Genomic DNA, 13,211 nt, shown 5'->3' on the forward strand with positions numbered 1-13,211 from the left:
TCCGTCGCATCGCCACCCGCTACGACAAGCTGGCCCGAAACTACGCCTCGGCCGTCGCACTCGCTGCCGTCATCGCCTTCTGGTGCTGATCGAGTCCAGACCCTAGCATCCGCCGGACCTCGGCATCCTGCGCGCGGGCGATGACCTGAAGCCATCCAGCCATCCACCCCGCCGTGCCCGAACCCACCGTGCCCATGTCCGCCCCTGGTCCTCGATCAGGAAGCGTAGCGCGAACCAGACGATTCGAGACCGGCGCCGACCTCAGTGGCCGTCCTTGGCGATGTCCCACGGCTCCGTGGGAAGCCGGGCGATCATCGCGATGGCCCGGTCGATGTGCCGGGGCGGGGTCATGGCCGACATGGTCACGTAGACGTCCGCGCGTTCCTGCCCGTCGACGCCGGGGTCGGCCAGCGCCAGCCCGGCGGCCACGAGGGCGCGGCGGATCGGCCCCCCGTCGGCATCGTCGGCGGCGGACAGGGCGGCGTATGTCGTGCGCCATTCCTGGAGGACGCGTCGGAGATAGGCCCGGCCTTCGTCATGGCCGGGCGGGGCCGGACGGGGCTCGTGATGCAACGTCAGGTGCTGGACGTGGCCGTACGGCGAGTATTTGCGCCGGCCATGGGGGGAGACCCGGGGCCGGCCCCCGTACCAGCCCTCCTGGATGGCCAGGCGCTGGCGCTGGATCAGACGGTTCTCTAGCATCGTCGGCATGGTCACGCCTCCACCAGACGCGAAGACGCCCGCCGGGCCGGTGGGCTCTCAGCGGGCGTCCGTGCGCGAGGTAGGTAGGTGCCAACCGTCGTGACGTTGAGATCATAGGACCTGTTGATGCGCGCCACAACTACGCCGTCACCGATGACCGCAGTCTCCCTAGTACCCCGTAACACTTCGTGTGCGCGCGAGACCTCCTCAGGCTCGGCGTCGACGGTCACGGATTCGACGACGGGCTCGGGCGCCGGGACGGGCTTCGGGGCGCGCTTCGCCTTGGGCTTAGGGGTGACGGCGCTGATGGCGGCGACCGCCCGCGCGTCCCGGAGGCAGGTGTCGAGGTAGCGCTGGGTCGGGAGGTCGAAGACGTCGCGGATCTCGGCGTTCGTCAGGCCGAGATCGCGCATGTCGATGGCGGCCTTGCCGACGGCGAGCCGGGTGGCCTGCTGGACGTCCCGGCCGGTGACGCCGGCAAGGCGTCGGGCGGTGATGACCCGACCGACGGCGTTGGCCTTCCTCCTGGTGGAATCGACGAGCATGCGCAAATCCGCCTTCCGCATCTCCATCGTCGTGATGGAGAGATCCTCGCAGAACGTCCGGGGCGCCGGGCGGTAGCGGGGGTCGACCTTCCGTCCCCGATAGAGGACGCGGATGCCCTCGGCGGCGTCCTTGGCCCGCTTCCGGATCGTCACCGTCTTGGCCAGGGCCTCGGCCTCCGACAGGCCGCAGCGGGCCGCCTCGGACCGGACGTAGCCCTCCAGGTCGCTCGCGGGCATGTCCCAGGCGGCGGCGTAGGCGAGGGCCTTGATCCAGGCGTTGCGGCCACCTCCATCCGGGACGGGACCGGTGCCGTGACGGAGGGCGAACAGCTTCTCCAGGTCGCCCCTGAGCGTCCCCCAGTACGACCTCCAGCCCAGCTTGGCGCCATGCTGGCCTTCCCGGCGGGGACGGGCGGCGCGGGCGGCGGCCTTCGCGATCCGGTCGGCCTTGGCCTTGGCCTTGGCGTCCTTGGACTGGCGGGCGTGCGGGAGGACGGCGGCCGCGAGGGTGTCGAAGGTCGTGCGCTGGATTTCGGCGAGGCTGTGCGGCCAGGCGAACGACACCTGCAGGCCGCTCTTCTCGTTCTTGGTCTGAGGCAGCCTGAACCACTTGGTCGCCGTCCTGCCCGATGGGTCGCTCCCCAGGAACAGGAACTTCTCGTGCAGGGTCCGCTGCAAGGCCTTCCAGCGGGTTCCGATGAGATGCCACGCCTGCGCCGGGTACTGCCAGACCACCTGGTGCCCGCGTCCCGAGAACACGATCCAGGACGGGGTGGGGAGACCGAGATCCTCGATGGCGTTGAGGATGACCTCGCGGATCTCCTCCGGGGCGACGTCGCGCCATTCCGGGGTCGCGTAGGTATCGAGGTCAAGCCAGGACGAGCCGATTCCGACGATGTTCGCTTCGTTCTTCGAGGGCTTGGGCTCGCCCCGCTGGTGGTAGCGGTACGACGCCATGGCCATGAACCGGGCTCCGCGGAGGTCGGGGGTCCGGGTCGCGAGGGAGTGGGGAGACCAGCGCTGGTCGGTCCACGTGAAGACCGGCTTGCCATCGGGCCCCAGCTTGCGGCCGGGCTTGGGACCGCCGAAAGCCACCTGGCCCGTTCCGCCCTTGGGGTGGAGGAGGCGGGCATACGTAAGCTGGTCGACCTGGAAGGACCAACGACGGCCCTCGGGCGCCGCGGGGATGGAGGCCTGGCCTCCGGAGATGTTGCGGGGGGTCACGACGGTCCCTGTGCTGGGCTAAGCCGCGGGGCACCTCTGCCACGACTTGAACCGACTTCGATGCAGGCAGGGTACACCGGACTCCAGCAAGGTCAAACCCGGAAGGAGTCGGCCCTATCCTTGCCATATACTTGAAGGACGGGATCGATAATCCACGGTGCAGGGATGGAAGACAGGCCCGCCACGGTTCCCGGCATGGCCGCCACGGGGGTGTGCCGGGGGTGGGCGGTATCCAGGGTCACCGGGGCCAGGAAGGGTGTCTGGCGAGGCTCCCTCAGGAAGGGAGGATCGCGGAACCCGTCCTTAGGGATGGGCCGGAGCGAAAATAATCTTCCTGCCCCGCCATTGGCCTGCGGCCAGGGGGAGCATACTCCGTAACACTCTGTGTGTGCCGCATCCTTCCGAGGGGCATTCCCAGGCCGCCGCAACGTGTGCGCGACCGTCATCCTTGACGCCTGCGGGCACCCCGTTGGTGCCTTTCCGGCTGGGGTGGCATCCTACCCGCCATGAGCACGCCCCTCGACGCCCTCGAAGAGTTCCCGCAGCCCGAGACGCACGTGTCCCGGGCGGCCCGCGTTGCCAGGGAGCGGGAGACCGCCAAGGAGCGGGCCCGCCGGTGGCGCGAGGAACAGCGCTCGGCGGCCGCCGTCGATGCCGCCCTCATCGCAGGCTTGGCGCGCGCGTTCCTTCCCGACGGCGTAGATTACGTGGAGGGCCCCGTTCCGCTACGCGGCGACGCCGTGCCCCTGAAGAAGGTCCTCGACCACGCGGCCAAGGCCTTAAGGAACGGCGGCGGCGACTACGACGAGGGCAAGAGGCTTGTCGGCGAGCGCCTCCAGGTCGCCCTCACCGAGATCCTGCGTCGCCGGCGCGCCCGGGCGACGTGACGCCGTCGCCGATTCCATCGTGGTATCCTGCGAATCGTGGGATTTCCCGATCCGTACCTTGGGCCCCTCGGGCCCCATGCCCGCACTCGCCGCTAGGGCCTTCCTTTAAGGCCCCCACCCAATGCCGGCATGGCATTAAACCTAAGTGTCGAGGAAGCCGTCGACGCGGTGGCGGCCTTCGACGAGTTTGGGGAGAAGGCGTTCCTCCGGGCGGTCCAGTACGCCCAGAACAAAGTCATTATCGATGGCGCTAACCACCAAACTCTTGGAACACGAACGCTTCCCCTTACCTTTGGGCTACGAAGGTCCCCTTCCGGAAACGACGGAGTTCAGATTCCACGGCATAGATGGGTCGGGACCCGTCCGTCAGCTCCACGACCGGGTAAGGTGGATATGCGAAGATCTATTTCCGAGTGGCCCAGACACTGAAGCGAACAACCCGTTCCGCTTACTTGCAACCCATTTCCACCAGCTAAGACTGTCGCCCGTGCGGAAAGTAACTAGGTCGAGATAAGGCACCTATAGAACATACGGTTCAGCCGTGATATGTTCGACCCGCCACGTTGACCAGCTTATGTTTAGTTAGTCAGTTTTGAACGCCAGACCTCCGGGATGAAATTATAACCACCTCCACTCAATGCCTCCAGGTGCGAGAACGTCGGGAAATCGAGGTGGGAGCCCGCGATCAGCAACCTGTCGGTCGCGACTCGGTCGAACATGCGTCGCCGCTGAGCGATGGCCTGCGTCGGATCGACATCGAAGGCGACTGACGCCTCCGGATGGCGCGACTGCAGCACCGGCAGATGGACGATGTCGGTCCACATCAGCAGGCCGTCCCGCCCCGACGAGATGTGGAATCCCGTGTGTCCCGGCGTATGGCCCGGCAACGGCTCGGCCGTGATCCCGGGTGCGACGGGGCCGCCCTCGAACGTGTGCAGCCGATCCCTGTAGGTGTCCGCCGGGGAGTTCATCCGGCGCTTCCTCCTCCATGTCCTGCCGCGCGGCTTCCACCGCATCCGGCACTACGGTTTCCTCTCCGGCTCGAACCGGAAGGCTGGTCTGGCCCACATCCGCGCAATCCTCGGCACACCGGCCCCGCCGCGATCCACCGACCCTGAACCGGACACNCTTCCTCTCCGGCTCGAACCGGAAGGCTGGTCTGGCCCACATCCGCGCAATCCTCGGCACACCGGCCCCGCCGCGATCCACCGACCCTGAACCGGACACCCGAGTCGCTGCGACCGACGTTCGACCGCCTTGCCCCCGCTGCGGCGGTCCCATGAGAACCGTCGGCTCCTTCGCAGGCTGGTACCAGCCGCGCGGGCCGCCGTTCAGCGCCGCACCGAACCGGGCGTGTACGCCATGACCCGGCATGGCCTAACACCACCACACATCCGAGGAGGCGCACCTCGGGGCACGTCTCTCCGCGTGCCGAACGCCGGAATGGTCTTCACAAACGCTGTCGCCCGACCCTGTCGCGCTCCGCCAAACGCCGGAGACCGGGCAATCCGGGAGCGCTCAGGTACCCAGGCGCCGGTAATCACGCGCCTTCCGTCCCTCGCTGGGGACGACGGTCTGCCAAAATCCCCATAGCTCTGTGCCTGCCATCCCGCAGGTTCGTTCTTCCACGACTTTCGTACGCCTCGCGGCGCCCGAAACTCTTCAGGATTGCGGTCTGTCCGCTAACTGGCGGCGGATCGACAAAGCGGTCATCCAGCATTGCCGATCTGCCCCAGGATGAAGAACCCCGGCGGAGACCAGCCAGGTCCACGTAATTATGAGGAAAGGCATCACCGAGGAGGGTTCGGACTATCTCCTCGGCTACAATCCCGACTTAGTCGATGCAACGAGGTCCACGTCGCCCTCCGCAATCTCCAGCGTCGTCGTTCCATGACCAGACGCTTCAACTTCGAGGACCAGAATGCGCAGCACAGCCTCCACGAGAAAGCTCGGCATGTCTCACCGCTCGGCCTGTGCGCTGGCCCTCCTGTGGGGGATCTCGGCCACCCCCGTGGTGGCGGTCACGCAGGTGACACCGGTGGGCGTCGAGAGCTGCGACGCCTTCCTGGAGGCTTATGCCCAGTGCGCCGCCAGCCCCGGCGTACCGGAAGCCGCTCGCCCCGGCATCCGCCAGGGCATCAACACGATGCGCGAGAGCTTCCGCGACTCGGTCCTGCGCAACGAGGCGGCGCGTCCGACCGTGGCCTATCAGTGCGCCCAGGCTCATGAGGCCGTGCGCAAAAGCTTGGTCGACGCATTCAAATGCGATTTTCCCGCCGCACCCGCGGCCTCACAGGCCCTGTTGCAGAGCCCGCCGCCACCGCCGGGCTCGGCTCGGGCGACCGCCCGCCCGGCGCCGGCGCAGACGCCCGAGGCTCAGGCGCTGGCGAAGGCCAATGCCTACACCGAGGCCCAGAACCACCTCGTCCGATCGCATCCCCTGGAGCAGCAGTTGGCCGACTACCGGCGCGACAACGAGCGGGTGCTCAAGCTCGGAACGAAACTCGGCGCCAACGCCTGGTACCACTTCGGCATCGTGGATTTCGATGGGGTCATCGACGAGTTGGAGAAGGCCGTTGCCTTGCCGGGCGTCGTGCCAGAGGTGGATGCTCAGGCCTCCCAGCTGCTGGCAGCCCTGCGCGAGGTCAATCCCATCCTGAAGGCGCTCACGCGCTATCAGACCACGCGCGAATTCAAGGAGGATGGCTTCAAGTTCGCCCGCGAGCAGCACGCGATCCTCGTCCCCCGCGTCGAGGCGGCCGCCAAGGCGATGGACGCGTATGGCACGGCCCTGTTTGAGCGCGAGATCGCCCGGGATGAGCGCCGCCTGGCAACTCTGCCGGAGGATGCGCCGGCACGGCGCCTCCTCTCCACCAGCCTCACCCTGCGCCGCGCGGTCCGGCGGTTTGAGGCACTGGGACCGAAGGCGGATGTCGCTCCCTTCCTGGCCGCACTCGGCGAGGTCTCGAACGCCAACCGCCACCTCGGCACGGTCTTCGACGGCATGAGCCCGAAGGCGAACTCATCCTGCACCGGCTACACCGACACGGTTGCAAGCGTGATTGGGCACGGCCGGGACGTCGCCCGGGACATTCGCGCCAAGAGTGATCCGAGCCAACCGGCGCAACGCTTCAACGAGACCTACAACCGCTCGGTACGCGATCTAGAATCTTGCCATAAGAATGAGAGTCGGGTGCGTCCAGGCTGAGGTCAGCTGAAGATCGCTGAAGACAGGACTGATGTCTCCTTCAATGTAAATGCTCGTCCTTACGCCTCCGCAAGTCTGCGGGGAGACGAGCAGGCCGATGTCAAGGAGCGTGCGTTCCACGGGTAGCATCGGCGTCTCTTGATGAGGACGGACGGAGAGCGATCGCTGAACCTTTGCGCGGGATCGCGATCGCGTCGTCCGCTCCTCATCGGGGCCAGTCGAAGTAGCGCCGGGCGGCGCCTCGGCCTTCCGCCAACGGCCTCGTCAGCCGGCCGCGCCGGTCGATCAACCCCCATCGGCCCCCGATCATGGCGGATGGCTGGCGCCCGTCCGAGCGGCAGCCCTGGCAAACCAGGGCCTCGCCGTGGGCGTTGAACGGGAACGACCAGTCGAAATCCGTGGCCAGGACCCGGCGCAGGCGCCGATCGTGGAACGCAACCTTGCCGGCGTGACGCGCGCGCACCAACCCCTGCGCGAACGGGTCCGGCCCGTTGTCGAGGGGGAACACCGCCAGCGCCAGCCCGTCGCGGCGCGCCCAGAGCCAGCCGATTCCGTCGACGACGATCTCCGTCACCCCGCCCCGGAACGGCATGCGCGCGAGGCGGGCGGGATCGATGCGGACGAAGTCCCCCGCGCGGCGGGCACACCCCTCATGGCGGGCGAAATCCGCGTGGACGTCACGGCAGGCCAGCGGGTAGGCGCCCCCGTCGCGCGCCTGCACGGCCTGTGGCGCGAAGCCGGACGCAAGCCCCAGGAGGGCGAGCGCACTGAGCGCTCTTCCCCGTGCCGTCGGGCTCACCTGAGGCCCCAGCGCCCGAGCGGGCCGGGCGCGCCCGTGGCGTCGTCTACGAACACGCGCCAGCCGCTGCCGTAGGCGGCCTCGCAGACATCCCAGACGAGGCCGGTGTCCGTCCGGGTCGGCACGGCCGTGCCGGTGGTGGCGGTGCCCGTTCCCGCCGCGGCGCGCGCCGCGATCGCCGCCGCCTGCTCGGGCGTGAGGCGGCCCGTCGCGGGGGCAGGCCTGGCGGATCGGGAGAACAGGCGGTCTAAGATAGCCAGCACGGTTCGGGCTCCTCGCATCGGCGAACGAGCATGGGCGTCCGGCCCCGAGATGTCACCCGCCCCGGTGCAGGTTGCGGAGCGGCCTCCTGTCAGCCACACCTCCCGGACCGTATCAGGCGGAAGAACCGCATGTGAGGAACCTGGATGTCCCTGAAGCTCGACCACTCCTCCGTGGAGGAACTCGACTTGGCCCTGCGCCTGTATCGGCGCCTGCTGGTCCGCCTGCTTCTGATCCTCGTCCTGGGCTTTGCCGGGGTGATCGGTCTGGCCAAACTCAGCACGATCCTGTCGCCGCCCTACGGCGTCTACTTCCTCGGGCAGGGCCTGGTGACCTGGGGGCTACTCGGCCTCCTCGCCCTGCTCTTCGCGGAATTCTGGTGGGAGGGCCGCCAGATCGGCAAGGCCCTCAACCATCCGGACCTGCTCGATTCCCCTGTCGCCGGGCTGCTGGGCGGCCTCGCCGTGATCGGTGAGCGCGCCGCTGCCATCGGGATGGAGCCTGGCTTCTTCCACGGCCCCCTGCGGCCGATCCGCCGGCGCTGACGGGTCCGTGGCGCTCAGCGCGCCGGCCTCTCGCGGGCGACCAGGCTGTCGCGGTGGACCGCGAGGCTCGCACACGCGCTCGCGAGGGTGACGGCGCAGCCGAGGGGGGCAGCGTCCAATCCTCCGCCCGCCACAGGGCCGCCGCGAGGCCCGCGCCGGCGCCGAGGCAGGCCAGGGACAGGGCGGCCCGCCAGCACCGCACCGCGCGCGGCTCGAACCGCACCAGGCCGTTCGCCCACCAGACCAGGGGCAGCATCGACAGCCAGTAGAGCGGCTGGGCACGGGCGGCGCCGTGCGGTCCCGGCACGAGGCAGGCGGTGACCGAGACGGCGGCGGCGAGGCCCGCCACGACGGCGAGCCCGGCCGCCACGTTCGAGGGACGGTCCTTACGCAGGCGCTGCCAGTAGGCCGGGTCGCGGCGGATCAGGGAACTCTCTCCCGGGCCGGTGCCGGACGCTTCCAGGCCGCGAGGCGCGCCAGGACGTAGGCCGGCACGCGGTCGGCCACGGCGAGATTCTCCGGGCGCAGAGAGAAATCGTAGGTCAGGCCATCGCGGTGGACGAGGTAGGTGCAGGTGGAGACCTCGCGCCCGTCCGAGGTGTCCGAGGCGAGGCAGCTGGGCGGCGTCTGGTCGGCCGGCCGTGCCGCTTGCCGGGACGGGAGGCGGTAGAAGCGCCGGTGGTCGACGCCTTCGGAATGGACGAGGCGCTCGCCGCCGGACGGGTCGGGCCGCCACGGTGCGCCCTTGGCCAGCCGCGCATCGAAAGTGCCCCATTGCCGGGCGTGGAGGAATGCGAAGTGGCGACCGTCCGGGTCGCCCACGACGTGGACCACGAGGTCGGTGGCGAACGGGCCGGCATGGCCGTGGCTGAGGGGGCTGTAGCCGGGGAGGCCCGCCGCGACCTCGGCGGCGGGCAGCATCAGCCAGAGCGCGTCCGCCGGCTCCCGGCCGAGCCCCGGGAGCGCGTCGAGCCAGGGTAGGCGGAAGTTTCGGGAAAACTCGTAGGTGTGGGGCACGGCGTACGCGGTCCCGGCGAGGCGGTACCGCGTGGTGCCGAACCGGCCCTCCGCCGCGAAGGCCGCAATCACGAGGGGCAGGCCCAGGAGCGCAACGAGGAGCGCGACGCGGCGCGAGGGACGCATGCGGGACGTCCCTATTCCGGGGGGCCGGCACGGAGCCCGGCCGCTTCCGCCGCGAGGTTGGCGCGGGCGGCTGCCTCCAAGCGGTCGTGGAAGAGGTCGGTCTGGTAGAGGCGCGGCCGGGCGAGGAAACGGTCGAGGACCTGGGCGCGCCCGAGCCGCCACGCCGCCTCGGAAACGGCGGCGTATTCCCGGCGGATCGCCGCCGCGTAGGCCGCATAGACGGCGCGCGGCGCACCGAGCACGGCGAGATCGAGGTCAAGGAGGAGCCGTGTCGCCAGGTCCGCGCTCGGGCCGTGCGCCGCCGTCGCGTGGATCATCGCGATCGAGGCCCGGACGAGCGCATCCCCGGACGCCGGCCCCGCCTCGGCACGCAGCAGGTCGGCGCTGCGGGTTTCGTTGTCGGCGCGGGCGGTGTCGTAGACGGCGCCGTGGAAGACGATGGCAAGGTCGATGGCGTCACCGTCGAGGCCGGCGAAATCGGGATGCGCCCGCACGGAATCGTGCCCCGCGAGCAGCGCCGCGACGTGGGGCCAGCCGTGATAGTGCCGGTCCGCCGCGCCGTAGCCCGCGTCGAGGGCCCGCCACGCCGCCGCGCCGGGCGTGCCAACGGTCCGTATCCACAGGGCGTCGAACCGCGCGTGGAGGGACGAGTCCCTGGCTTCCAACGCGCCGGCCTTAGTTCACGCGGTGGCAGGTCGAGGTGGTCTCGGCCGCGCCGCGCATCCCGCCCGCCGGCCGCACCTCGCAGACCACGTACTTGCCGCCCCGCTCCAGGGTGAAGCTCGGACCAGAGGCGGAGACGATGCGGTGGCCTCCGTTGAGGAGCGTGCTCATGGGCTCCTCGATTGTGATCCAGGTCGTGGCGGGGCGCGGCGGCCCGGCGGGCGCCTGGGCGAGGGCGGGCCCGGCCGCGAAGACGATCAGGGCGAGGGTGAGGGGCAGCGATCGACGCATTGGGTATCCTGTATGGGGGGCCGGCCTCCGGCCCCTTGGGGCGATGAGGGGGATTAGGGCATCACCACGGCGAGGTCGGCCGCCGGCAGCCAGCCGATGACCGGGGCCTTCTTCCCCCGGTAGCGTACGCGCACCCAGGCGTCCCGCCGCTCCAGCACCGCGACGGGATCGAGCTGGACGAGGTAGGGCGCACGGGCCGGAACCGGCCCGGGCTCCGGCCGGAAGGCCGTGCGCTCGGCCGTCACGAGGCCGACGCCGATCCATCCGTCCGGGGCCGCCGCCGCACGCCGCGAAAGCGCGTAGGGGGTGCCCACCATCGCGCCAGTGGTCATCGAACAACCGCCGTGATCTTCCGCGAGGGTCAGGGCGGCGCCGTCCGGGGTGAAGGCGAGGTCTCCCGGAATGCGCTCCGGCTCGTCGGGAAACCACGTCTCGACCTTGGCTCGGTCGCCCGCGAGGGTCCCGCGCAGGAGGAACACGCAGGCGAATTGCGGGCTCCCGGCATCTGCCGCCCCCCGCTGCTCGGCGAAGACTCCCGTCACCGCATCGCCGGAAACCGCCAGGGTCAGGCTGTCGTAGGTGCCGGACCGGGCGGCCGGCTCGGCCGCCGCCGCGCCGCAGGCGGCGAGCAGGGCGGCGAGGCCCAGGGCGGTGCCACGCACCGTCAGAGGCCCTTCTCCAGCACTTTCACCACGGCCTCGACCCGGTCCTTGCTGTCGGCGACGTTGGAGAACGGCCGCCAGTTCACGTCGAGGACCCCGCCGATGAACGTGAGGCCGTTGGGGTAGTTCGAAGCGGGGGCGGTCTTCTCGTCGAAGCGGACGCGGATGGTCTTGAGCTTCTAGGCCAGAGCCTCGCGGCCCATGGTGTCCTTGGCCACCTCCTTCAGACCGGTGGCGAGGGGCTCGAAGATCGTTTTCTCAAAGTAGCCCGGGTCGGAATAATACTTGGCGTCGCCCGGAATCGTGAGCTGGTCCCACGCTACCTCCACCGGTACGGCAAAGCCCGCTGCCTCCTGGATCGCCTTCTCCTGCGCGGGGTAGCGGTCCTGTCGGTAGGCTGCGATGGCCCGGCGCTCGGCGAGGCCGATGGTCGGCTCGGCTTGCGCAGCGGTCGCGGACAGCACCGCCAGGGCGGCGGCGAAGGCGTGGCGGCGTGAGATCATGCGGTGTTTCCTCGGATGGGCGGACCCGGATGCGGGCTTGGCGTGACGTTTCGATGACGGGGTGAGATTTGCCTTCAGGGCGAAACCCGCCCTCACGGTGAGATCGCCCTCACGGTGTCGGGACGCAGCGCACCGGGCCGCTCGCCTCGACGGTGGGCGGGGCGGTCCCCGTGAGGCGTACGGGAAATGAGACGATGCTGAGCGTGTCCTTCGGGGCCCTTCCGGCCCGATAGGTCTCAGCGCAGGCCTTTACGGGCGCCGGCAGAGCCGCGACGGCGGAGGGAAGCACCCCGTCGCGGGCGATCCGCATCCAGCACGCGGCCCCATGCTTCGGGATCGAGCAGGCCCCCTGCACGCCGCGCTGGAAACCGAGCCGCACGGTCCCGTCCGCGACCGCGAAGGAGTCGATGCCGGCTTCGGCGGTCGTGTCCCGGATCAGGATACGGCCCGTGCCTGCGTCGAGCACCGCGAGCGAGACGGTGCCGTTGGTGCTCGCCTGCTCGATAGACGAGGAACCCGCCCGCGCGGCCGAGGAAGCGCTGGCCGGCGGTCGCCAGGATGCGCGCACCCGTCCCCGGCGCGGCGGCGCAGGCGGGAGCGGCGCCGTTCGCAAGGGGCACGAGGGTCGCGTCTTCGGGGTCCGGCGTGTCGGTGTCGCTCTCGCGCACCATGAGATCGCGGTAGGTGGTGCAGGTGATCTGCTTGCCCTCCCCCGACATCTTGCCCTCTCCAGACGTCGCGGTCTCGGTCTTTGCGGGCGGCTCGAACCGCGCCGCCTCCCATCCCACCGCCATTGACGAGGCGGGGAGGCACGCTGCGAGGAGCGCGAAGTGGGCGGCGGCGAAGCGGGCGGCGGGGAGAAGGCTGCGTCTCATGCGGGTTCCCTGTATACGGCGCGGGACGCCCGAGGAAAGGCAGGATGGAGAGCCATGCGGACCGTTCTCGCCAAGGTTGCCAAGGGTTCTGCCGGGCCGCTCGCAACGCTTCTCGCCGTGCCGCTCCTCGGACCGCTCGCCGTCCGGGCCGAGCCCGCTCTGCCGGGCGACGTGACGGCGTACGTGACGCGGCTGCGAGACTGCAACCATTGGGGCGGGGAGGATGCCACGGACGCGGCGCGCGGCCGGGCCATCGCGGCGGCCGTGAAGCGCCTGCGCTGCGACGCCGCCGGGGCGGACGAGCGGACCCTGCGACGGCGCCACCGGGGCGACCCCACCATCCTGAAGGCCCTCGACCGGGCGCGCGATGCGGACGGCTGAGCGGGGCCCCGACGCCGGCGATCCGGTCCGACGCTGCGTCCTGCGGCTGCTGCACGTTCCGCTCCTCGGGCTGCTGCTGGCGCTCGGCCTCGCCCCGGTCTTCCTGCTGTTTCCCCTCCTGCCCGCCGAACCCGGAACCGATCCGACCTTGCGGCCCGTCGAACTCTGGCTCGGCACGGCCCTCGTCGGCGGCCTCGTCGGCACCGTGGAAGGCGCGGCGCGGCCCCTCTACCGGGCGGCCGGCCTCGTCCTCGCCGTCGGCCTGCTCTCGATCCCGGTCCTGCGCGTCTTCCTCTGGACCGACCTTCCGGTCCCGCACGGGCTCGCGCGCTGGCTCGGCCTCGATGGGGAAGCCGCCCTCGACGCCCACCTGTACGAGATCTGGCTAGCGGCGTGGTTTTCGGCCTGGGTTTTGGCTTGGGTTTTGGCTTGGCTCGGCCTCATGCTCCTGGGCCGGCACCTCCCGGCGCGACGCGCCCGCAGCGACCGTGCGGCCGTTCGATGACGGCGCCGTTCGAGGAT

Annotated in this window: 16 protein-coding genes and 4 pseudogenes; 8 read left to right on the forward strand and 12 right to left on the reverse strand. The window is 70.2% G+C overall.

Annotation, left to right across the window (positions count from 1 at the left end; genetic code table 11):
- Positions 1-89: pseudogene (locus tag ASF60_RS24545) on the forward strand (IS5/IS1182 family transposase); the annotation flags it as partial.
- A gap of 172 nt (positions 90-261) precedes the next feature.
- Here ASF60_RS24545 and ASF60_RS15555 read toward each other — a convergent pair.
- Both ASF60_RS15555 and ASF60_RS15560 read right to left on the reverse strand, forming a co-directional pair.
- Positions 262-711 (reverse strand): hypothetical protein, encoded by a 450-nt coding sequence (locus ASF60_RS15555; protein WP_056186738.1) that lies wholly within the window; start codon positions 709-711, stop codon positions 262-264.
- A gap of 2 nt (positions 712-713) precedes the next feature.
- Positions 714-2,471 (reverse strand): hypothetical protein, encoded by a 1,758-nt coding sequence (locus tag ASF60_RS15560; RefSeq protein ID WP_056186741.1) that lies wholly within the window; start codon positions 2,469-2,471, stop codon positions 714-716.
- Positions 2,472-2,977: 506 nt separating this feature from the next.
- On the opposite strand from ASF60_RS15560, the gene ASF60_RS15565 reads away from it, so the two are divergent.
- The gene (locus ASF60_RS15565) at positions 2,978-3,358 is read left to right on the forward strand and encodes a hypothetical protein (RefSeq protein WP_056186744.1); all 381 of its coding nucleotides are present in this window, start codon (positions 2,978-2,980) and stop codon (positions 3,356-3,358) included.
- 578 nt (positions 3,359-3,936) lie between these two features.
- Here ASF60_RS15565 and ASF60_RS24550 read toward each other — a convergent pair.
- Complete coding sequence (locus ASF60_RS24550) at positions 3,937-4,329, reverse strand: MBL fold metallo-hydrolase (protein ID WP_056186747.1); 393 nt, start codon at positions 4,327-4,329, stop codon at positions 3,937-3,939.
- On the opposite strand from ASF60_RS24550, the pseudogene ASF60_RS24555 reads away from it, so the two are divergent.
- Both ASF60_RS24555 and ASF60_RS26240 read left to right on the forward strand, forming a co-directional pair.
- Positions 4,310-4,485: pseudogene (locus ASF60_RS24555) on the forward strand (transposase); the annotation flags it as partial. The gene ASF60_RS24550 and the pseudogene ASF60_RS24555 sit on opposite strands and share 20 nt — an antisense overlap.
- Before the next feature lies 1 nt (position 4,486).
- Positions 4,487-4,724 (forward strand): annotated as a pseudogene (locus tag ASF60_RS26240) (IS91 family transposase); the annotation flags it as partial.
- Positions 4,725-5,179: 455 nt separating this feature from the next.
- On the opposite strand, the gene ASF60_RS26035 reads toward ASF60_RS26240, so the two are convergent.
- A complete protein-coding gene (locus ASF60_RS26035; protein ID WP_274533560.1) occupies positions 5,180-5,314 on the reverse strand; it encodes a hypothetical protein in 135 nt (44 codons plus the stop codon).
- Here ASF60_RS26035 and ASF60_RS15575 point away from each other — a divergent pair.
- Complete coding sequence (locus tag ASF60_RS15575; protein ID WP_056186749.1) at positions 5,313-6,566, forward strand: DUF3829 domain-containing protein; 1,254 nt, start codon at positions 5,313-5,315, stop codon at positions 6,564-6,566. The genes ASF60_RS26035 and ASF60_RS15575 overlap by 2 nt on opposite strands.
- Before the next feature lie 205 nt (positions 6,567-6,771).
- Here ASF60_RS15575 and ASF60_RS15580 read toward each other — a convergent pair whose 3' ends face one another.
- Both ASF60_RS15580 and ASF60_RS15585 read right to left on the reverse strand, forming a co-directional pair.
- Entirely contained in the window at positions 6,772-7,365 is a 594-nt protein-coding gene (locus tag ASF60_RS15580) for a hypothetical protein (RefSeq protein WP_056186752.1), read from the reverse strand.
- Positions 7,362-7,628 carry a hypothetical protein gene (locus tag ASF60_RS15585; protein WP_056186754.1) on the reverse strand — a complete coding sequence of 89 codons (267 nt, stop codon included), beginning with the start codon at positions 7,626-7,628 and terminating at the stop codon, positions 7,362-7,364. Before ASF60_RS15585 ends, ASF60_RS15580 begins: the two co-directional genes overlap by 4 nt.
- Before the next feature lie 144 nt (positions 7,629-7,772).
- Between ASF60_RS15585 and ASF60_RS15590 the strand changes: the two genes are divergently transcribed.
- The gene (locus ASF60_RS15590) at positions 7,773-8,171 is read left to right on the forward strand and encodes a hypothetical protein (RefSeq protein WP_056186758.1); all 399 of its coding nucleotides are present in this window, start codon (positions 7,773-7,775) and stop codon (positions 8,169-8,171) included.
- A 423-nt stretch (positions 8,172-8,594) separates the two neighbouring features.
- On the opposite strand, the gene ASF60_RS24560 is transcribed toward ASF60_RS15590, so the two are convergent.
- From ASF60_RS24560 to ASF60_RS15625, 6 genes and pseudogenes are all read right to left on the reverse strand, one after another.
- On the reverse strand, positions 8,595-9,314 hold the full coding sequence (locus ASF60_RS24560) for a hypothetical protein (protein ID WP_056186763.1): 720 nt from the start codon (positions 9,312-9,314) through the stop codon (positions 8,595-8,597).
- Between the two features lie 11 nt (positions 9,315-9,325).
- Positions 9,326-9,979 carry a hypothetical protein gene (locus ASF60_RS15605; RefSeq protein ID WP_056186766.1) on the reverse strand — a complete coding sequence of 218 codons (654 nt, stop codon included), beginning with the start codon at positions 9,977-9,979 and terminating at the stop codon, positions 9,326-9,328.
- A gap of 10 nt (positions 9,980-9,989) precedes the next feature.
- On the reverse strand, positions 9,990-10,268 hold the full coding sequence (locus ASF60_RS15610; RefSeq protein ID WP_056186769.1) for a hypothetical protein: 279 nt from the start codon (positions 10,266-10,268) through the stop codon (positions 9,990-9,992).
- A gap of 53 nt (positions 10,269-10,321) precedes the next feature.
- Complete coding sequence (locus ASF60_RS23830; protein WP_082507989.1) at positions 10,322-10,930, reverse strand: hypothetical protein; 609 nt, start codon at positions 10,928-10,930, stop codon at positions 10,322-10,324.
- A 2-nt stretch (positions 10,931-10,932) separates the two neighbouring features.
- Positions 10,933-11,433: pseudogene (locus ASF60_RS26095) on the reverse strand (hypothetical protein).
- Positions 11,434-11,542: 109 nt separating this feature from the next.
- Complete coding sequence (locus ASF60_RS15625; protein ID WP_244478449.1) at positions 11,543-12,001, reverse strand: hypothetical protein; 459 nt, start codon at positions 11,999-12,001, stop codon at positions 11,543-11,545.
- Positions 12,002-12,362: 361 nt separating this feature from the next.
- On the opposite strand from ASF60_RS15625, the gene ASF60_RS15630 reads away from it, so the two are divergent.
- Positions 12,363-12,689 (forward strand): hypothetical protein, encoded by a 327-nt coding sequence (locus tag ASF60_RS15630; protein ID WP_056186772.1) that lies wholly within the window; start codon positions 12,363-12,365, stop codon positions 12,687-12,689.
- Positions 12,676-13,194 carry a hypothetical protein gene (locus ASF60_RS15635; protein ID WP_056186775.1) on the forward strand — a complete coding sequence of 173 codons (519 nt, stop codon included), beginning with the start codon at positions 12,676-12,678 and terminating at the stop codon, positions 13,192-13,194. The genes ASF60_RS15630 and ASF60_RS15635 overlap by 14 nt, the downstream gene beginning before the upstream one ends.
- The last annotated feature ends 17 nt before the right edge of the window (positions 13,195-13,211 follow it).

Origin of the sequence: Methylobacterium sp. Leaf113 (assembly GCF_001423325.1) — a bacterium.
Taxonomy (GTDB): domain Bacteria; phylum Pseudomonadota; class Alphaproteobacteria; order Rhizobiales; family Beijerinckiaceae; genus Methylobacterium.